The following is a 20,580-nucleotide window of genomic DNA, read 5'->3' as shown; positions in this document are numbered from 1 at the left end:
CCTGTGGGCGGCTGCTATGCAGTCTGCTTCGGGGGCTTCTTTAATGAATGATGTGATTTCGGTATGTGGAAACAGATAGTCTGCCTGCTGCTCGTGCTGCCGGTTCAGGCTCGGGCGCAAGATGCTGCGGCCTGCGCGGCGGTGGCGGATAATGCACAGCGTCTGGCCTGTTATGACAGGCTGTTTCCGCCTGCCGGATATTCCCGTCAAAACGGCATGGCTGCCGAGGTAAAGGCACCGGTGGATTTGGTGCAGACTTTGTCCGAAAGTGCCGAACGCCGCGAAGTGGCGGTCGTCTTGGCCGATGACGCTGCTTCTGAGCTGCGTGCGGCAGAGGCTTATACGCCTTTGAGCGAAATGTTCGATTTGAACGGCAACCGTTCCGACGGACTGTTTACCCTGCGCGGACACGCACCGACTTATCTGCTGCCGGTGTGGTACAACACCCGCCCCAATTATTATCCGTCCAGCCCCAGCCGGGGTGTGAGCGGTGCGGAGAAATTCTACCGGCAAAAGCGTGCGGAATCGAAAATGCAGCTTTCCTTCAAAAGCAAATTGATGGAAGATGTGTTTGCCAGCCGTGCCGATGTCTGGTTTGCCTATACGCAGAAGTCGGATTGGCAGATTTTCAACCAAGGCAGAAAGTCGGCGCCGTTCCGCAATACCGATTACCAGCCCGAGCTGTTCGTTACCCAGCCGGTAACGGCCGAGCTGCCCGGCGGCGGCAGACTGCGTGTGCTGGGCTTGGGTTATGTGCACCAGTCCAACGGCCAGAGCCGTCCCGATTCGCGTTCGTGGAACCGGGTTTACGCCATGGCGGGTATGGAATGGGGCAGGCTGACGGTTCTGCCGCGTGTCTGGGTGCGTACCGATACCGGCCCGGCATCGAGTGACGACAATCCCGACATTACGGATTATATGGGTTATGGCGATATGCGCCTGCAATACCGCTTCAACGGCAAACAAACCCTCTCCGCGCTGCTGCGCTATAATCCGGCCAGCGGCAAAGGGGCGGTAGAGGCGGCATATGCCGCGCCGCTCAAAGGCAAAATGAAAGCCTATATCCGTGCTTTTCACGGTTACGGCGAAAATCTGATGGATTACAACCATAAACAGACCGGTGTCGGCATCGGTTTGATGTTTAACGACTGGGACGGCATTTGAGCCATGCCGTGCAACCGAACATGAGCGAACTGAAAATGCAGGAAGGCAGCCGTTTCGGCCGTGCCCTGAAAAAATACCTGTTGGCGGGTTTGCTGGTGTGGCTGCCGCTGGCGGTTACCATCTGGGCGGTAACCTACATTATTTCGGCAACCGACCAAATCATCGAATGGCTGCCCCGCCAGTGGCAGCCCGCGCACTATCTGGGTTTTGATTTACCGGGTTTGGGCTTTATTGTCGCGCTGCTGATACTGTTTTTTACCGGCGTGTTTGCCGCCAATGTGCTGGGCAGGAAAATCCTGCACGGGTGGGACACGCTGCTCGGCCGCATTCCGGTAGTCAAGTCGATTTATTCCAGCGTAAAAAAAGTATCGGACAGTCTGCTTTCCGATAACGGCCGGTCGTTCAAGACACCGGTGCTGGTGCCGTTTCCACAGCCCGATATTTGGACGATTGCTTTTGTTTCGGGCAGCCTGCCCGAAGCGGTGGCGGGAAAGCTGCCCGAAGGTGCGGACTATCTTTCCGTATATGTGCCGACCACGCCCAACCCGACCGGCGGCTACTATATTATGGTGCGCCGCTGTGATGTGCGCGAACTGGATATGAGCGTGGACGAAGCGCTCAAATATGTGATTTCGCTCGGCATGGTAATGCCGGAGGAGGGCGGCGTGCCGAAACTGCCGTCCCGGGCCGTCTGAAAAGGCAAGCCGCAAACCGCCGGTGATTTCCGGCACGGATGTTTTCGCGGCCGTCAAACTGTTTCATCTTATCAAACCAAGGAAACCCGATATGCGTACCAACTACTGCGGTTTAATCAGCGAGCAATATTTAGACCAAACCGTTACCGTTAAAGGCTGGGTGCACCGCCGCCGCGACCACGGCGGGGTGATTTTTATCGACCTGCGCGACCGCGAAGGCATGGTGCAGGTGGTGGTTGACCCGGATACGCCCGAGGCATTTCAGACGGCCGATTCGGCGCGCAACGAATATGTACTGGCCATTACCGGCCGTGTACGCAACCGTCCCGAAGGCACGACCAACGATAAAATGGTGTCCGGCAAAATCGAGATTCTGGCCAAAGAAATCGAAGTGCTGAATGCCGCTGCCACGCCGCCGTTCCAAATCGACGATGAAAACCTGAGTGAAAACGTGCGCCTGACCCACCGCGTTATCGATTTGCGCCGCCCGCAGATGCAGAAAAACCTGCGCCTGCGTTATCAGGTGGCCATGGGCGTGCGCCGCTATTTGGACGCACAGGGCTTTATCGACATCGAAACGCCGATGCTGACACGCTCCACCCCCGAAGGCGCGCGCGATTATCTGGTACCGAGCCGTGTTCATCCGGGCGAGTTTTTCGCCCTGCCGCAGTCGCCGCAACTGTTCAAACAGCTCTTGATGGTAGCCGGTTTCGACCGTTATTACCAAATCACCAAATGTTTCCGCGATGAAGATTTGCGTGCCGACCGCCAGCCCGAATTTACCCAAATCGACTTGGAAACCTCGTTTTTATCCGAAAACGAAATCATGGACATCACCGAAGGCATGGCAAAACAGGTGTTCAAAGACGCGCTGGGCGTGGATTTGGGCGATTTCCCGCGTATGCCGTATGCCGAAGCGATGTTCTACTACGGCTCGGACAAACCCGATATGCGTGTAAGCCTGAAATTTACCGAGCTGACCGAATTGATGAAAACGGAAGAATTGAAAGTCTTCCGTGCCGCCGCCGATATGAAGGGCGGCCGCGTGGTGGCACTGCGCGTGCCCGGCGGTGCGAAATTCAGCCGCAAAGAAATTGACGAATACACCAAATTTGTCGGCATTTACGGTGCCAAGGGTCTGGCCTACATCAAAGTGAACGATGTGGAAAAAATCAGCAACGGCGAAGACAGCGGCCTGCAAAGCCCGATTGTGAAAAACCTGTCCGAACACGCTTTGAGAGCCATTATCGGGCAAACCGGTGCGCAAAACGGCGATATCATTTTCTTCGGCGCGGACAAAGCCAAAATTGTCAATGAAGCGATGGGCGCGCTGCGTGTCAAAGTCGGTCACGAGCACGGTTTGGAAAACGGCTATTTTGCCGATGAGTGGCGGCCGCTGTGGGTGGTCGATTTCCCGATGTTCGAGTACGACGAAGAGAACGACCGCTACGCCGCCATGCACCACCCCTTCACATCGCCCAAACCGGGCCATGAAGACTTGATGGAAAGCGACCCCGAAAACTGTCTGGCACGCGCTTACGATATGGTGCTCAACGGTTGGGAAATCGGCGGCGGTTCCATCCGTATCCACCGTGCCGATATTCAGGAAAAAGTATTTGCCGCGCTGAAAATCACGCCCGAAGAGCAGCAGGAGAAATTCGGCTTCCTGCTCGACAATCTGAAATACGGCGCACCTCCGCACGGCGGTTTGGCCTTTGGTCTCGACCGCCTGGTGACCCTGATGACCGGTGCCGAATCGATCCGCGATGTGATTGCGTTCCCGAAAACCCAGCGCGCGCAATGTCTGCTGACCAACGCGCCCAATGCGGTGGACGACAAGCAATTGCGCGAATTGAGCCTGCGCCTGCGCCAGAAAGCGGCGGAAAGCAGCCAAGCCTAATTGCATCTCCGACAAGAAGGCCGTCTGAAAACCGTTTCCCCGTTTTCAGACGGCCTTTTTGCGGTTTCAAGCCAAGCGGGCAAATCAAAAACGCCTGCACAGCTGTGCAGGCGTTCGGTACAGGCTGCGTTTATACCACGCCTTGTGCCAGCATGGCATCGGCCACTTTTTTGAAGCCCGCGATGTTGGCACCGTTCACATAGTTGGTGTAACCCTTGCCGTCGCTGCCGTTTTCGATACAGTTCTGGTGGATGTCTTCCATAATGCCGAACAGGCGATTATCAACTTCTTCGCGCGTCCACGACAGACGGATAGCGTTTTGGCTCATTTCCAGGCCGGAAGTGGCCACGCCGCCCGCGTTGGAGGCTTTGCCCGGAGCGTACAGGATTTTGGCTTGGATAAAGGCTTCGACCGCGCCCAGCGTGGACGGCATATTCGCGCCTTCGGCCACGCAGAAACAGCCGTTGGACAGCAGGGTTTTGGCATCGGTTTCGTCCAGTTCGTTTTGTGTGGCGCAGGGCAGAGCCACATCGCAGGCCACGGCCCACGGTTTCTGACCGGCAAAGTATTCCAAACCCTGTTCTTGTGCATAAACCGACAGGCGTTCGCGGCGCACTTCTTTCAGCTCGATCAGAGCCGCCAGCTGCACTTCGTTCATGCCGGCATCGGCAAATTTGACGAAACCGCCCGAATCGGAAACCGTCAGCACTTTCGCACCCAGCTGAATGGCTTTTTCGGCCGCATATTGCGCCACATTGCCCGAACCGGAAATCAGCACTTTCTTGCCTTCCATGCTGTCGCCCCGGGTTTGCAGCATACTTTGTGCGAAGTAAACCGTGCCGTAGCCGGTGGCCTCGGGCCGGATCAGGCTGCCGCCGTAAGTCAGGCCTTTGCCGGTCAGTACGGAGGCAAATTCGTTGCGCAGTTTTTTGTATTGGCCGAACAAAAAGCCGATTTCGCGGCCGCCCACGCCGATGTCGCCGGCCGGAACGTCGGTGTCGGCGCCGATGTGGCGGTGCAGCTCGCTCATAAAGGCTTGGCAGAAGCGCATGACTTCGCTGTCGCTTTTGCCTTTGGGATCAAAATCGGAGCCGCCTTTGCCGCCGCCCATCGGGAGCGTGGTCAGTGCATTTTTGAAGACCTGCTCGAAAGCCAGAAATTTCAAGACGCCCAAATCCACGGTGGGGTGGAAGCGCAGGCCGCCTTTATACGGGCCGATAGCCGAGTTCATCTGTACACGGTAGCCGCGGTTTACCTGAACGCGGCCTTGGTCGTCTACCCAAGACACGCGGAACATGATGACGCGTTCCGGTTCGACGAGACGTTCCAACAGACCGTGGCGGGTATATTGCGGATGCTTGGCCAAAAACGGTTCCAGGCTGCCGAAGACTTCTTCGACAGCCTGGTGGAAGACCGTTTGGTTGGGATCACGCTGCTTGATTTGTTGGAACAGGGCGTTTAAGGTACTCATTTTGAAGCTCCTGAAAGCACTTGGTTGGAAAACTGTTAGGTTGGGCGTAATTTTAGAACAGACAGCGTAAAATATCCATACCCGATTGACGGGTATTTGGCGGCGGTGGGGGAAATTTATGACTATTTTGTACTGATTTTTAAGGAAAAATCGTGATGTACCATATTTTATTGGTATGAAATTTCAAAATGGCTGCGGATTTTAAAATCATACCGCTTTGTGTCGGATATTCAGACGGCAGGGTTGCCGGTACGCGCGGGCAGAAAAATTGTCGGAATCTTTCTTAGTCGGGATAAAAAGCATGGAAATGTGGGAATTAACGGGTGTTACGCTGTATTGGCTGTTGGCGGCCGGGTTCGCTGCCGGTTTGATGGATGCTGCCGTCGGCGGCGGGGGACTGTTGCAGATTCCCGCGCTGTTCGGCCTGCTGCCGCAAAGTGTACCGCCTGCTTCGGTATTGGGGGTAAACAAAGCCGCTTCGTTTGCCGGAACGCTGATGGCGGCACGGCAGTTTGTGCGGCGGGTGGCGTTGCCGTGGAAAATGCTGCTGCCTGCGGCAGTGCTGGCGTTTGCGGCATCGTTTGCCGGTGCGAAAGTGGCGGCCGAAGTGCCGGTACAGTATATGAAACCGGCCATGTTTGTGATTATGCTGTTGATGTTTGTCTATACTTTTTTCAAAAAAGATCTGGGACAGGCGGTGCGGCAGACGGCTTTGAGCCGGGGGGAGCGGTACTGGGGGATTGTGCTGGCGGGCTTGATCGGCCTGTATGACGGCGTATTCGGGCCGGGTACGGGCAGCCTGCTGGCGTTTGTGTTTGTGCGTTTTTTTGCCTATGACTTTTTGACGGCAACCGGTTCGGCAAAAGTGATTAATCTGACAACTAATTTGGCGGCCTTGTGCTTTTTTGTTCCTGCGGGACATATGCTTTGGGCATGGGCACTGCCGCTGGCCTGCGCCAATCTGTTGGGCGGTTTGGTCGGGGCACGGCTGGCGATTGCGGGCGGTACGCGCTTTATGCGCTATGCGTTTATGGTGCTGCTGTGTCTGCTGATCGGTAAGTTCGGTTGGGATATGTGGCTTGAACAGGCGGTATAGCCGTTTTTGCATGGATGGAAAACGGCCGTGTGCTTGCGGCCGTTTTTTCTGTCGGAAAGGCAGCGGCGGCCGTCCGTCATGAAGCTGACATACTGGCGTGATATATATCGGCCTAACTGATGATGACTGAATCAGCAGTTATTCGACATATTATTCACGATCACGGAGTAATCATTGATGAAATCTCGTTATTTGGCGGCGCTGCTGGCGGCAGCCGTACCGTTTGCCGCTTGGGCCGACAGTGTTATTTATCCGATCGACCGTGCCACCATGATGGCCGGTGCCAAATTCGACTTTAAGGTTGAATTTGACGAAGTGATTTCAGACGGCCAGGCCAAGATTCTGATTAACGGGCAGGATTTTAAGAAAACACTGGCCGACGGACGGATCGAGTTTGTGGCACGGGAAGACGGTAAAAACGTTTCGGCTTTGTGGGTGCGCGATGCTTCCATCAAGCGGGCGGGCGATTACCGGGTGGATGTTACGGTAAACGGCAAAAAAACGTCGGTCAATTGGAACGTTTATGCCACACCTGCCAGAGCAAAAGCCAAAAACGTGATTCTGTTTATCGGTGACGGCCTGTCCATGGCGCACCGCACCGGTGCGCGGATTCTGTCCAAAGGTGTAACGGAAGGCAAGGCAAACGGCCGTCTGGCGATGGACGATTTGCCGTATATGGGCTTAATCGGTACATCGAGTACCGATTCGATTGCCACAGACAGTGCCAATACCATGAGTGCGTACATGACCGGCCACAAATCGGCCGTGAATGCGCTGGGTGTTTATGCCAGCCGTTCGGAAAGCAATTTCAATCACCCGAAACAGGAAACTTTGGGCAAACTGCTCAAACGTCGTACCAATAAAGCGGTAGGCATTGTATCGGATGCGGAATTGCAGGATGCTACGCCTGCCGCCGTTGTTGCACAAACCCGCCGCCGTTCTGAAAAAGCGGCCATTACCGAAATGCTGTTCGATGCGAAGCCCGATGTCCTGCTCGGCGGCGGTGCGGCGTATTTTATGCCCCAGGGCACGGCAGGTTCCAAGCGCAAGGACGACAAGGATTTTGTTGCCGCCTTTAAAAATGCCGGTTACCGTTTGGTGAGCAATGCCGGTGAGCTGCGGCAGGTCAGCGGCAAAAATACCGACAAGCTGCTGGGTCTGTTCCATACCGGCAATATGAATACCGTACTCGACCGCCGTTTTCTCAACAACGGCAGCACAAAAAACTTTCCCGACCAGCCCGATTTGACTGAGATGACCAAAACGGCGCTGGACGTTTTGTCGAAAAATAAAGACGGCTTTTTCCTGATGGTAGAATCCGCCATGATTGACAAAGCTTCCCATTCACTGGATTGGGAGCGGGCGATGGCCAGCACCATCATGATGGATCAGGCTTTGGCGGTGGCCAAAGATTTTGCCAAAAAAAATCCCGATACGCTGATTATCGTAACCGGCGACCATACGCACGGCATTTCGATTGTCGGCACGGTTGATGACGGCAAAGCGGGCGATATGCGCGAAAAAGTCGGCACTTACCAACATGCCGGCTGGCTGGATTATCAGGACAAGAACGGTGACGGCTACCCCGATAATTGGGACGTCAGCAAACGCTTGGCCGTTTTCTTCGCCGCTTATCCCGATTATTATGAAACCTTCCGCCCGAAACTGGACGGCCAGTTCAACCCGGCACTGAAAGACAGTCAGGGTCAGTATGCGGCCAACAGCAAATATAAGGACGTGCCCGGTGCGGTACTGCGTGAGGGCAATCTGCCGCGCAGTGCGGACAGCGGTGTGCATTCGGTTGATGATATGGTGGTGCAGGCCGTCGGACCCGGTGCGGAAAATGTCCGAGGCTATATGGAAAATTCCGATTTGTTCAAAATCATCGTGGATGCCTTTGCCGTGAAGTAAAGCATGAGCGTGCCGGTACCGGATAGGAATCGGCAGCTTGCGGTACTTCTTCTCAACCCCCTGAAAACCCGAATATAGCGGCTTTCAGGGGGTTTTCTGTTGCCGGCAGGGCGGCCGGACGGGTTAAAACAAGAAGCGGGATTTTCAGACGGCCTCACAGTACGGCCGGTACGGAATCCGGCCGATAGCGGGTAAGCCTGAATCCGGCCGGACTCAGAAGCCCGGCTACACGGGCTGTGGCCGCTTGCGGGTATCCGGGCAATTTGGCAGGTTGGCTCGACTGATTGGAAGACGCGGCTCAGATAGGCAGGCGGAATATCAGGCCGTCTGAAAACGACGGGACATGCGGTTTGACCGGAGTGTCTTATGATTGATGCGGCAGGTGGATATATACTGCCGGTTGGTCTCGGTATTCCGTGAGCGGTCAAGCGTTAAGCTGAACCGTTGGGCGGCGTTAGGCGGGGATGAAAAAACGGCCGAATGCATTTTCAGACGGCCGTTCCAAAGATGATTGCGGGAATGCAGATTAAATCTTGTTTTCAGGATTGATTTTACGGCCGTTTTCAATCACTTCGAAATGCAGGTTCGAACCGGTGGCCGTTCCGCTCGATCCGACCAAGGCAATCACTTCGCCCTGTTTGACGGTTTGCCCCTGCTTAGCTATGAGTTTGCTGGCGTGGGCATAAAGTGTCGAATATTGATCATCGTGTTTGATGACGATGGTGCGACCGTATCCCCGCTGCGTACCGGAAAAGGTAATGATGCCGTCTTTGGCCGCATGAATCGGTGTGCCGGCCGGTGCCGCGATGTCGATGCCCGTATGCGCTTTCATTTTTTTCGATACGGGGTGCAGGCGGCGGCCGAAAGCGGAATTGGTTTTATAGGCGACCGGGCGGATAAATCCGCTTTGTGCGGCAGGTGCTGCGGGGCGGCTTGCACTGCTGCCGTTATTCAGAACCAGACTTTGTACCAGCTGTTCCAGATTGTCGTAACGGCGCTGGCTGGCGGCATCGTTTCCGTCGGCAGAGCGCAGATTGACTTGGACATTCTGATTGTTTTGGATAAAGTCGCCAAGTGTATCCTGCTGGCCGAATTGCGCATGGGCAGACACGGGCAGCAGCAGGGCGGCAGTCAGAGTAAGCGTCAAACGGTAATGCATGATGGGTTTCCGTAGCGTTAAAAACGGCCGACATCAGCCGCAGGGCATACTGGGATTATTTGATAATCAGTAAGTTTAAGTTTCGTCTGCGGCAAAGTCAATTTATTTCTCAGGAAACTTGGCGTTAAATCAAAGTTTTTACTGTTTTGGCAGACTGCGTCCGATTCAGACGGCCCGGGAGAACGGGTAAGGGTAAGCTATTCGGGACTGGAGGGCAATGTACACGAGATCCACAAAATCTGTGCATCTTCGGCCGAGGTTGAGAGAAAAGCATGCCCCATCCCGCTGTCAAAATAGCAGGAATCGCCGGGATTGAGTGTTTGCGGGGCATACAGGTCGGTCAGCAGGGTAATTTGCCCGCTTAATACATAAATAAATTCCTCACCGTGGTGGCGGTGTAATGTTTTGGGAAACTCATGCCGTTCATGTGCTTTGACGGTAGCGAGCAGAGGGATAAAGCGTTTGTGGGCCAGATCGTTGTGCAGCACGGTGTAACGGTAGGGGCGGGTATCGTGCACAAGGCTGGTGGCAGAACTGCTGATGCTGCGCCGTCCTAGGTGTGTTTCATGGCCCGGCAGGCGGAACAGTTCGCCGACATCGACAGACAGGCCGTAGGCAAGGGCGGCGATTTTTTCATAAGTGGGCGACAGTCGGCCGTTTTCGATTTTGGATAGTGTCGATACTGATATACCGCTGCGCAGGCTCAATTGTTTGAGTGTCAGTTGCGCACGCCGGCGCAGCAGTTTGATTTTTTGGGATAGGACGTCGATAGATGTTTCGCTGACAGGTTGGGTATCCTGCATAAAGATTACCTGGAATTTGGTGTCATCAGAATGCGGCGGATTATAGCAAATTCGGTACGGCTGTTGCCGGTAAGATATACAGTGTACAGGAGAAAAGCGGCAGTCGGATACGTCGGCTGCCGCTTTGAGCAATTTAGTCTTTGAGTGGTTTGCCGGCGTAGTCGCCGGCTGTCAAAACGGCTGTCAGCGAAATGATGCCGGTTATGATGATGTAAACCGCAATCGGTGTGTAAGAACGGTTGAATGTATTGAGCAGGAATGTTGCTATCAGCGGTGCGGTGCCGCCAGCCAGTGCGGCGCCGATTTGATAACCCAAAGTAATACCGGTGTAACGCACGCTGCTGTCGAATATTTCGGAAAACATTGTACCCAATACGGCAGTAACCGGTGCCCAGATAATACCCAAGCCCAAAATGGTTGCTGTGAACAGGCCGGTAGCGGTTTTACTGTCCAGCAGCCAGAAGTAGGGGAATGCGTAGGCCGCCATCAGTAGAGTACCGCCGATATAAACCGTTTTACGGCCGATTTTATCAGACAGTATGCCCATCACGGGAATCAGCAGTGTGGCAACGACAGTAGCGGCGGTTACGGCATTCAATGCGGTGGTACGCGGAAAATCCAGCATCTGTGTGGCATAAAACACGATAAAAGTGGACATGATGTAAAACGGTGCGGTTTCGACAAATTTGGCACCTATGGCAATCAGCACTTCGCGCTTGTGCCGGCGCAGGGTTTCCAGCAGCGGCACATTGACTACCTTGCCTTGCGCTTGATTTTTCTTGAACGAGGGCGTTTCATCGATACCTTTGCGTATCCACAGTCCGACGAATACTAAAACCGCACTGAAAACAAACGGCACACGCCAGCCCCAAGACAAAAATTGCTCTTCCGGCAGCATGGACATGACGGTCAGAGCCAGGGTTGCCAGCAACATACCTACGGTAACGCCCATTTGCGGCACGCTGCCGAAAAAGCCGCGCTTCTCTTTCGGTGCATACTCGACTGCCAGCAGCATGGCGCCGCCCCATTCGCCGCCGATGCCCAATCCCTGTACCAAGCGCAGCAGTACCATTAAGAGTGGTGCGGCAATGCCGATGGCTTGGTAAGTGGGCAGTAGGCCCATCAGTACGGTGGCACCGCCCATCAGCGAAAGCGTCATGACCAAAGTCTGCTTGCGGCCGATTTTGTCGCCGATGTGGCTGAATATGATGCCGCCGAACGGGCGGATAAAGAACGACAGGGCAAATGAGGCAAAGGCCAGCATGGTACCGACAGAGGGATCTTCGGCAGGAAAAAACAGCCGGTTGAAAACCAGGGCGGCGACAGTACCGTAGAGAAAATAGTCAAACCACTCGATTGCGCTGCCGATCAGGCTGGCCAGCAGGACTCGGGTCGATATTTTTGTATTCATTTCATTTCTCCTTTTTTCTTTGACAGGTTGAAAAACGGCAGCAACGGCCGGTTATCTTGTGTCGGAGGCAGGCGGGTTGAGTGTGCCGTATGCCAAAACGGCCGCTGCCAAGTCCGCCAGGCCGCTGCCTACGGATTTGAAAACGGTAATGTCATCCTTTTTCAGACGGCCTGTACGGATATGGCGGCACAGCTGTGTTAAGTCTGCGGCAACACTCTCGGCATGGAACACACCGTTTTGCACCGGTGCCAGTAAATCGCCTGCTTTGAGCAGAGCTTCGTCGGTATCGATAAAGACACGTGTGTCGGCAAAACAGTCATCGTCGCTTTCGCGCATGTGCGGGGTAAAGCTGCCGATCAGATCCAGGTGGCTGCCTGCGCGCAGCCATTTGCGAAGAATCAGGGGGCGGGTGGACAATGTGGCGCAGGAGATAATGTCGGCTTGTTGTGCCGCTGTTTCCAGATTGGCGGCAGCGGCGGCATCAAACCCTTGATGGCGCAGACGTGCAGCCAAGGCTTGTGCTTTGGCGGCAGTAGGATTCCAAACAGTAACCTGTGTGATGGGACGGACGCTGCGGTAGGCATCGGCCAGCAGAGAGGCCACACGTCCGGCACCCACAATCAATAAATGCGTACTGTCTTCACGGCTCAAATAGCGTGCGGCTAACGCGGAAACGGCAGCGGTACGGCGGGAGGTAACGGTATCGCCGTCCAGTATGGCGGCGGGTTTTCCGCTGGCGGCACTGTAAAGGATATAGACCGAATGCAGTCCGGGCAGGCCGATGCGGTTATTGTCAGGAAAAATGGAAACTGTTTTGACACCCAGCCATTGTTCGGGTTGCCAGGCGGGCATTAACAGCAGATTGCCCAATGGATTGCCTTTCCGGCCGCAGATGGTATGGTTGTGCCGCAACGGGACTTCACAATCTTGGCGGAACATATTGCAGACGGCATCAATGAGCTTGTCAAACGGCAGTGCGGCGATGGTTTGCTCTGCATTGTAGTATTGCATGGCTTGTACTCTCTTAGATTCATGGAGTAGTAGTGTCAAATTTTCTTATAGGAAAATTTATATCGTAAAATAATATCTGTCAATATTTGGATAAGAAACGTTTCTTATTGATAAAATAACGGCTGTTGATTGGGTGTCAGATTGCCCGATAAGTGTGCGGCCGAGTCGGCTGCTGTTGCTGTCAAGATGATTGTTTTGAAGGAGAGTTCCGAAAATGTTCCGTTTTGCCCATGATGCGCCGCAGCCGCTGCGCCGTCTGATTACTGAGGCTTACCGCAAAGACGAGCATGACGCTGTGCAGGATCTGCAGGCGCAGGCAGAGATGAGTGCGGCAGAGAAAGAGGCGGCCGCCCACTTGGCACGCGGTTTGGTAGCCAAGGTGCGCGCCGACCGCAGTAAGGCTGGCGGGGTGGATGCACTGATGCACGAGTTTTCGCTTTCCAGCGAAGAAGGGGTGGCCTTGATGTGTCTGGCCGAAGCCCTGCTGCGGATTCCCGATAAGGCAACGCGCAACAGGCTGATTCAGGACAAGTTGTCCGGCGGCAACTGGAAAAGCCATCTGAACAACAGCCCGTCGCTGTTTGTCAATGCGGCGGCATGGGGATTGCTGATTACCGGCAAGCTGACTTCGGCCACCAACGAGCAGAGCTTGGGTATGGCTTTGACCCGCATGATCGGTAAGGGCGGCGAGCCGCTAATCCGCAAAGGTGTGGATTATGCGATGCGCCTGCTGGGTAAACAGTTTGTCACCGGGCAGACCATTGAAGAGGCTTTGAAAAACGGCAAAGAGCGCGAAAAACTGGGCTACCGTTTTTCATTCGATATGCTGGGTGAAGCGGCGATGACGCAGGCCGATGCTGACCGTTATTATCAGGATTATGTGAACGCGATTCACGCCATCGGCCAAGATGCGCAAAATGCGGGCGTGTACGAAGGCAACGGTATTTCGGTGAAGCTGTCGGCGATTCATCCGCGTTATGTCCGCGCCCAGCACGAACGGGTGATGACGGAGTTGCTGCCCAAGCTGAAAAATCTGTTTCTGTTGGCCAAACAATACAATATCGGCCTGAATATTGATGCCGAAGAGGCCAACCGCTTGGAATTGTCGCTCGATTTGATGGAATCTTTGGTGTCCGATCCCGACTTGGCCGGTTTCAACGGCATCGGTTTTGTGGTGCAGGCGTATCAGAAACGCTGTCCGTTTGTGATTGATTATTTGGTGGATTTGGCGCGGCGCAATCACCAGAAGCTGATGATTCGTCTGGTAAAAGGCGCGTATTGGGACAGCGAGATCAAATGGGCGCAGGTAGACGGCTTGGACGGCTATCCCGTCTATACCCGCAAAGTGCATACCGATGTGTCGTATCTGGCCTGCGCACGCAAACTGCTGGCGGCGCAAGATGCCGTCTTCCCGCAGTTTGCCACGCACAATGCCTACACGCTGGCGGCGGTTTACCAAATGGGTGAAGGCAAAGAGTTTGAATTCCAATGCCTGCACGGCATGGGCGAAACGCTGTATGACCAAGTGGTCGGCGCGCCAAACTTAGGCCGCCGCGTGCGCATTTACGCGCCGGTCGGCACGCATGAAACGCTGCTGGCCTATTTGGTGCGCCGCCTGTTGGAAAACGGTGCCAATTCGTCTTTTGTGAACCAGATTGTTGATGAAAATGTGAGTGTGGACGATTTGGTGCGCTGCCCGTTGGAAGCGGCGGCGCAAACCGGCGGCAAAATGCACCAAGCCCTGCCGCTGCCGCGCCATCTGTACGGCGAAGGCCGTCTGAATTCGCAGGGCATTGATTTAAGCAATGAAATTGTGTTGCGGCGTTTGCAGGAAGAAATGAATCAGGCGGCTGCGCGCGATTATGCCGCTGTTCCGCTGGTGTGTGCGCCGGCGGCTGTTCAGAAGGCACACGAAGTGCGCAATCCGGCCGACCATCACGATATTGTCGGCACGGCGGCATTTATCGAGGCAGAAAGTGTGGCGGCGGTGGTGGCAGCAGCCAAGGCGGCCGAAGCCGATTGGGCGGGACGCGCGCCGTCGGAGCGTGCCGTCTGCCTGCGCCGTTTTGCCGACCTGTTGGAAGAACATACGCCCGCATTGATGATGCTGGCGGTGCGCGAAGCGGGCAAAACGCTGAATAATGCGATTGCCGAAGTGCGCGAGGCGGTGGATTTCTGCCGATATTATGCCGCTGAAGCCGAAACCGTTTGCGCCGGACGCGCGCCTGTGGGTACGGTAGCCGCCATCAGTCCTTGGAATTTTCCGCTGGCGATTTTTGTCGGCGAAGTGGTGGCGGCTTTGGCTGTGGGCAATACCGTGGTGGCGAAACCGGCCGAGCAGACCAGCCTGATAGCGCATTATGCCGTCGGCCTGCTGCACCGGGCGGGCGTGCCGCAGGCGGCGGTGCAGCTGGTATTGGGCGCGGGCGATGTCGGTGCGGCGTTGAGTGCGGATACGCGCATCAACGGCGTGATTTTTACCGGCTCTACCGAAGTTGCCAAGCTGATTAACCGCAGTCTGGCTGAACGGGACGATCAGCCGGTGTTGATTGCGGAAACGGGCGGCCAAAACGCCATGATTGTCGATTCCACCGCGCTGGCCGAACAGGTGTGCGCCGATGTGCTTCTGTCGGCGTTCGATTCGGCGGGACAACGCTGCTCCGCGCTACGCGTGTTGTGCGTGCAGGAGGATGTGGCTGATCATATGGTTGCCATGATTAAAGGCGCGATGAACGAATTGCGTGTCGGCAATCCGATGATGCTGGCTACCGATGTCGGCCCCGTGATTGACGGCGAAGCACAGGCCAACCTGTTGGCACATATCGAAAAAATGAAGACGGTGGCGGTGTCTTATCATCAGATCAGGCCGTCTGAAAACGCGCAAAACGGTACATTTGTGCCGCCGACTCTGTTTGAGCTGGATAATCTGGATCAGTTGCAGCGCGAAGTGTTCGGCCCCGTGCTGCACGTGGTGCGCTACCGTGCCGGTGAGCTGGACGCGCTGATTGATCAGATTAACGCCAAAGGTTATGCGCTCACCCACGGTATCCACAGCCGCATCGACGGCACGGTGGAACATATCAAACAGCGCATCGAAGCGGGCAATGTATATGTGAACCGCAATATCGTCGGTGCGGTGGTCGGCGTGCAGCCGTTCGGCGGACACGGCCTTTCCGGTACCGGCCCCAAAGCAGGCGGCAGCTTCTATCTGCAACGGTTGAGCCGGGGCGCGTGGACGATGCCGCCGCTGAACCGACCCGCCCAAGCCGATGAAGCAGCCTTGGCGGTTTTGGACAAACTGATGCAGCAGATGGCGTTCGGCCACGAAGAAAAAGTGGCGTTAGGGCGCGTGATGGGCGAGAGCCGTATCCACAACCTGCGCGGTGCGGAAGCATTGCTGCCCGGCCCCACCGGCGAGCGTAACAGTGCCGCTTGGCGGATGCCGCACCAAGTGTGGCTGTACGGCGGCGATTTGGCGGCATCGTTTGCAGCGTGGATTCGGATTGCCGCCGCAGGCGGGCGCATTGTGGTGGACGGCAGCCACCCGTTGGCGATATGGCGCGAACACGCGCAGGGTCTGTTGTCCGTCAGCCGCGACAGCATACCTACGGGCATCAGCCATGTGGTCGCGCTGACAGCTCTGGACGGCGATACCCGCCGCCGTTTGGCCGAACAGCCGGGCGCATTGGTGAAAGTCATCGACGCGGCGGACGGCTTGGATATTCTGCCCGTATTTGAAGAAATCAGTGTCAGCGTGAACACCACGGCAGCGGGCGGCAATGCGAGCCTGATGGCGATGGCGGAGGCCTGATGCGGTAAAACCGGAAAGCGGGTGCTTTCCGGTTTTTTTATGGTGCAGGCAGATGGCGTATTTTGTGTTTTTTCGGGCTGCCCCCAGTTCCTTCGGGCGCAACCATAAAGAGGATTGGCTGCGTTCTGAAAAGAAGGGAAACGCTCAAATACGGTAACTTGGCGGCCGTCTGAAAAGTGGTGATTTATTGCATGGGTAGAGAGACCATCTTGTCGATGACTATGTGTTTTATGATCAAGTCTCAAAAATAAAATCGATTTTTTCCGATCGGATGTTCAGTTTTCTCCGGGTCTTAAAAACCTTACCCGCTTTGGAAGTCAGCCCGGTTACCGGCCGGGCGGCTCTGCCTTTCAGCAGATCCATGATGTCATTCGGCTTCAATACGACACCGGCAATTTGGGTAAACACCTTAAGTTCGCAGGCTTCAACACCGGACAGCTATGCCGCTTTGCACCGGTTTTTTTCTTTTTTTCAGCGGGCAGGGGGAGTGCTAAGGCCGTGTTTTTTGCGAAATAAAACCGGCATGCGGCTTTCCTTTATCGGTTTTCTGCAGACAAAGGGGGCAGTGAAATTTGTGCCTGTCTTCGGGTTACAGAACTTCAAATCGGCCGAGGTTTGACGCTGGCCAAGCGTTCTATGGCTTGCGGTCTGCTGATGGCGGTGCGGAGGGATTCTGTAAGGGAGGAAGAATGGTTTTTGGCCGTCTGAAATTGGCCATCGTTTTCAGACGGCTTGCCATCAGCCGTTGTGCCGGCAAATATCGACGGCTTCTTGGAGACTGGAAACACCGAAAATTTTCAGGCCGGGAAATTCCTGAGGATTGCGCGGCAGATTGGCCTTGGGGACAATAGCGCATTTGAAACCCAGTTTTTCGGCTTCTTTGAGCCGCTCCTGCCCCCGTGCGACAGGGCGGACTTCGCCGCTGAGGCCGATTTCGCCGAAAGCGACCATTTTTTCCGGCAGCGGGCGGTTGCGGAAGCTGGACAGCATGGCCAGAATAACGGCCAAATCGGCGGCCGGTTCGCTGATTTTAACCCCGCCTACTGCGTTCAGAAAAACGTCCTGATCAAAACAGGCAATGCCGGCATGGCGGTTGAGTACGGCCAGCAGCATGGCGAGGCGGTTTTGTTCTAAGCCTACCGTCAGGCGTTTGGGGGTAAAGCCGTGCGCATCATCAACCAGTGCCTGAATTTCCACCAGCAGCGGACGCGATCCTTCCTGTGTAACCAGAACGCAGGAGCCGGGAACATCGTCGCGGTAGCTGGCCAGAAAAATGGCGGAAGGGTTGGATACACCTTTGAGTCCGTGTTCGGTCATGGCGAACACCCCCAATTCATTGGCTGCACCGAAGCGGTTTTTAATGGCGCGTATCATGCGGTAGTTGGAGTGCTGGTCGCCCTCGAAATACAGTACGGTATCGACCATATGTTCCAATACGCGGGGGCCTGCGATGGCGCCGTCTTTAGTTACGTGGCCGACCAAAATTATGGCGATATTCATCTGTTTGGCCATGCGGGTCAGTTGGGCGGCGCATTCGCGGACTTGTGAAACGGAGCCGGGTGCGGAGGTTATCTGATCGGAATACATGGTCTGTATCGAATCAATGACTACCACATCGGGAGCATGGTTTTTCAATGCGGCAGCAATAGCTTCCATGCGGATTTCTGCCAACAGATCGACGCCGTCGGTGGGCAGTTCCAGCCGTTGCGCGCGCAATGCGACCTGCTGGGCCGATTCTTCACCGGAAATATAGAGTACTGTGTGGCTGCCTGCCATTTTGGCCAATGTTTGCAGCAGCAGGGTGGATTTGCCGATGCCGGGGTCGCCGCCGAGTAAAATGACCGCACCGCGTACCAAACCGCCGCCGAGTACTCGGTCCAGTTCCCCCATACCGGTAGCGCGGCGGGGTACTTCTTGTGCGCTGACGGCAGATAAAGCCTGAACCTGCGAAGCATCGGCCGCCCAAGACTGGAAACGCACGTTTTTGTTTTCCGGTACGGCAGCCTGCTCTTGCAGGGTATTCCATTCGCCGCAATGCGGGCATCTGCCCTGCCATTTTACGGCCGTTCCGCCGCATCCGCTGCACTGGTAAATGACTTTGGGTGCTTTTGCCATGATGTAGGCCGTCTGAAAATGGGAGAGAATAGTTTAGCACAAGCCGGTTTGTATATCGGGCGTACTATTCATAAACGGTTGCCGTTTCCCATTGTCCGTTTATTCCGCCATATGTCTGCTGCCAAGCGGCATCGGCTGCCGCGGCATCGCAGCGGACGGCATAGGCGCGTTGGCGTGCATCCATCTCGGTTTCGGCAGTACCGGCCAGATATGCGCAGTCCAATTGCGCGGCTGTCATATCGGCAGATTGCGCCTCGGCATGGATGGACGGCATGAGAGAGGTGCCGAGAATCAAAGCGGCAGCGATACCGAGTATTTTAATAGGTTTCATCATTTTCCTTTCTCAAAGTGAGAATTTATTAACCATTAATTTATTTTTTCTTATTTTAATCATTAAAACTAAACTCATCAACTGTTTTTTCTTATTTGTCTCAAATTTTTCTTACATTTTTTTGGAAAATAGCGTAATATTGTGAGAAATGGAATGTTGAGTACGGAAAAATAAAGGATTTTCAATGGATTCATTTAAAGAGCGGCTTTGCTTCTTATGGCAGAACGAGGCGAAACAGGCCAAAATCGCGGCAGATATCGGCATGACGATTGCCGGCTTCAGCCGGATTTGGAATGAAGAAGGCTTGCCTAAGGCTGAAACGCTTAAAAAGATCAAGCAGTTGAAAGGTTGCAGCATCGATTGGCTGCTGACCGGGGAGGGAGAGCCGTTTCCCAGCCGCCAAACGCTGCCGGCCGCTGCGGCATACGATACGTTGGATAATCTGGTTGATGTCGGAGACTATGTTTTTGTGCCGCTGTATGATGTTTATGCAGCCGCAGGCCACGGGCAGAATGTTTACGGTGAAGAGCCTGTGTCGGCATTGGCATTCCGGCGTGATTGGTTGGGCAGAATTACCCGTTCCGTAGAGAAGTTGTCGGTGATTTTTGTGAAAGGCGATTCCATGGAGGGTGTGCTGAACGATGGCGATACCATTTTGGTCAATCACCAGCACACTGTGCCGCGTGACGGTCTGTATGTTCTGCGTATCAATAACAATTTATTGGTCAAACGGCTGCAGGTGATGCCCGGTGGGATTGTAAACGTGATTTCGGCCAATGAGGCCTATCCCACATTTGAAATTAATCTGAACCGGCCGGAAGAGGATTTTGCCGTTATCGGAAGGGTGGAGTGGTTCGGCCGTATGATGTAACCGGCAAGTGCAAAAGAGGTACGGCATAGGTCTTGAATTGCTTGCCTGTCCCCCCAGATTACGCGACAATGTCCGGAAAAATGAAAAGATTCAGGAAAGGAAAGGTCATGTCTGAAGAAACCCCGATTGTATTTACCGAAAGCTGCTGTACCAAAGTGGCGGATTTGATTGCCGAAGAAAATAATCCCGATTTGAAGTTGCGCGTTTTTGTCAACGGCGGCGGCTGTTCCGGGTTTCAGTACGGATTTACATTTGATGAAATCAAGAACGACGATGATTTTGAAATCGAAAAGAACGGCTTGATTTTTTTGGTGGATCCGATGAGTTATCAATACTTGGTCGGAGCGGAAATCGATTACACCGAAAGTCTGCACGGGTCGCAATTCGTTATCCGCAATCCGAATGCCCAAACAACCTGCGGATGCGGTTCGTCTTTTTCGGTTTGAGCCGGAACGGTTGAGGCCGGTTGGCAGGTAACCGTTAATTTGAACAGTATTCTGCCATTTTGCCGGAAAAGGCCGTCTGAAAACGGAAAACGTTTTCAGACGGCCTTTGTCTTGGCCGCCGGGGCTTGCAGCGGAAAATCCGTGGGTGGATTCCGTATGCCGGTTCGGCATGGTAACGGCCGACAATCATGGCCGGTCTGTACCGTTTCCGGAACAGAATACAGATTTTCTATATCGAATAGGCGGGTGCCGGATATGGATAGGTTGGATCCGCTACAAGCCGGTCAAGTTTGCGGTTAACGCAGCTTTACCGACACCGCCTTTGGTGGAAGTAAAGAAGAGGACTATGGGGGGCAGACAGAGTCGGGTTTCTTTGAATTTAACG

16 protein-coding genes are annotated in these 20,580 nt (G+C 54.7%); 8 read left to right on the top strand and 8 right to left on the bottom strand.

Translation table 11 applies throughout. The features are described from left to right. Positions 1-63 precede the first annotated feature (63 nt). The 3 genes from ORY85_RS05160 to aspS all read left to right on the top strand — a co-directional run bounded on the left by ORY85_RS05160 (position 64) and on the right by aspS (position 3,759). Positions 64-1,164 (top strand): phospholipase A, encoded by a 1,101-nt coding sequence (locus ORY85_RS05160; protein WP_274571033.1) that lies wholly within the window; start codon positions 64-66, stop codon positions 1,162-1,164. A gap of 20 nt (positions 1,165-1,184) precedes the next feature. After that, positions 1,185-1,859, top strand: a complete 675-nt coding sequence (locus ORY85_RS05155; protein WP_274571034.1) for a DUF502 domain-containing protein — start codon at positions 1,185-1,187, stop codon at positions 1,857-1,859. A 91-nt stretch (positions 1,860-1,950) separates the two neighbouring features. Next, positions 1,951-3,759, top strand: a complete 1,809-nt coding sequence (gene aspS / locus ORY85_RS05150) for an aspartate--tRNA ligase (RefSeq protein ID WP_274571035.1) — start codon at positions 1,951-1,953, stop codon at positions 3,757-3,759. Positions 3,760-3,889: 130 nt separating this feature from the next. Here the strand turns inward: aspS and gdhA are convergent, their stop codons facing one another. Next, on the bottom strand, positions 3,890-5,230 hold the full coding sequence (gene gdhA / locus ORY85_RS05145) for an NADP-specific glutamate dehydrogenase (protein ID WP_274571036.1): 1,341 nt from the start codon (positions 5,228-5,230) through the stop codon (positions 3,890-3,892). A 307-nt stretch (positions 5,231-5,537) separates the two neighbouring features. Between gdhA and ORY85_RS05140 the strand changes: the two genes are divergently transcribed. Further along, positions 5,538-6,326 carry a TSUP family transporter gene (locus tag ORY85_RS05140; RefSeq protein WP_274571037.1) on the top strand — a complete coding sequence of 263 codons (789 nt, stop codon included), beginning with the start codon at positions 5,538-5,540 and terminating at the stop codon, positions 6,324-6,326. A gap of 177 nt (positions 6,327-6,503) precedes the next feature. Then, positions 6,504-8,237: an alkaline phosphatase gene (locus ORY85_RS05135; RefSeq protein ID WP_274571038.1), complete on the top strand. Its 1,734-nt coding sequence runs from the start codon at positions 6,504-6,506 to the stop codon at positions 8,235-8,237. A gap of 526 nt (positions 8,238-8,763) precedes the next feature. Here ORY85_RS05135 and ORY85_RS05130 read toward each other — a convergent pair. The 4 genes from ORY85_RS05130 to ORY85_RS05115 form a co-directional block, all read right to left on the bottom strand. Further along, a complete protein-coding gene (locus ORY85_RS05130; protein ID WP_274571039.1) occupies positions 8,764-9,396 on the bottom strand; it encodes a M23 family metallopeptidase in 633 nt (210 codons plus the stop codon). A 197-nt stretch (positions 9,397-9,593) separates the two neighbouring features. After that, complete coding sequence (locus ORY85_RS05125; RefSeq protein WP_274571040.1) at positions 9,594-10,199, bottom strand: helix-turn-helix domain-containing protein; 606 nt, start codon at positions 10,197-10,199, stop codon at positions 9,594-9,596. A 133-nt stretch (positions 10,200-10,332) separates the two neighbouring features. Continuing rightward, the gene (locus ORY85_RS05120; protein WP_274571041.1) at positions 10,333-11,610 is read right to left on the bottom strand and encodes an MFS transporter; all 1,278 of its coding nucleotides are present in this window, start codon (positions 11,608-11,610) and stop codon (positions 10,333-10,335) included. A 51-nt stretch (positions 11,611-11,661) separates the two neighbouring features. Next, on the bottom strand, positions 11,662-12,621 hold the full coding sequence (locus tag ORY85_RS05115) for an ornithine cyclodeaminase family protein (protein WP_274571042.1): 960 nt from the start codon (positions 12,619-12,621) through the stop codon (positions 11,662-11,664). Positions 12,622-12,835: 214 nt separating this feature from the next. Here ORY85_RS05115 and putA point away from each other — a divergent pair, with 214 nt between their 5' ends. After that, positions 12,836-16,432 carry a bifunctional proline dehydrogenase/L-glutamate gamma-semialdehyde dehydrogenase PutA gene (gene putA, locus ORY85_RS05110; RefSeq protein WP_274571043.1) on the top strand — a complete coding sequence of 1,199 codons (3,597 nt, stop codon included), beginning with the start codon at positions 12,836-12,838 and terminating at the stop codon, positions 16,430-16,432. Between the two features lie 234 nt (positions 16,433-16,666). Here the strand turns inward: putA and ORY85_RS10585 are convergent, their stop codons facing one another. The 3 genes from ORY85_RS10585 to ORY85_RS05100 form a co-directional block, all read right to left on the bottom strand. Beyond that, positions 16,667-16,840 (bottom strand): topoisomerase C-terminal repeat-containing protein, encoded by a 174-nt coding sequence (locus ORY85_RS10585; protein WP_367575887.1) that lies wholly within the window; start codon positions 16,838-16,840, stop codon positions 16,667-16,669. Positions 16,841-17,170: 330 nt separating this feature from the next. After that, positions 17,171-18,547, bottom strand: a complete 1,377-nt coding sequence (radA, locus tag ORY85_RS05105) for a DNA repair protein RadA (RefSeq protein ID WP_274571044.1) — start codon at positions 18,545-18,547, stop codon at positions 17,171-17,173. Between the two features lie 64 nt (positions 18,548-18,611). Continuing rightward, positions 18,612-18,881, bottom strand: a complete 270-nt coding sequence (locus ORY85_RS05100) for a hypothetical protein (RefSeq protein ID WP_274571045.1) — start codon at positions 18,879-18,881, stop codon at positions 18,612-18,614. 181 nt (positions 18,882-19,062) lie between these two features. On the opposite strand from ORY85_RS05100, the gene ORY85_RS05095 reads away from it, so the two are divergent. Both ORY85_RS05095 and erpA read left to right on the top strand, forming a co-directional pair. Then, positions 19,063-19,749 carry a helix-turn-helix transcriptional regulator gene (locus tag ORY85_RS05095; protein WP_274571046.1) on the top strand — a complete coding sequence of 229 codons (687 nt, stop codon included), beginning with the start codon at positions 19,063-19,065 and terminating at the stop codon, positions 19,747-19,749. A 107-nt stretch (positions 19,750-19,856) separates the two neighbouring features. Next, positions 19,857-20,195, top strand: coding sequence for an iron-sulfur cluster insertion protein ErpA (erpA, locus tag ORY85_RS05090; RefSeq protein ID WP_274571047.1), 339 nt, complete (start codon positions 19,857-19,859; stop codon positions 20,193-20,195). Positions 20,196-20,580: the final 385 nt, after the last annotated feature.

Source organism: Neisseria leonii, assembly GCF_028776105.2.
Lineage (GTDB): Bacteria > Pseudomonadota > Gammaproteobacteria > Burkholderiales > Neisseriaceae > Neisseria > Neisseria leonii.
The sequence above is the reverse complement of the archived record's forward strand: the minus strand, read 5'-3'. Positions and strand labels throughout refer to the sequence as shown.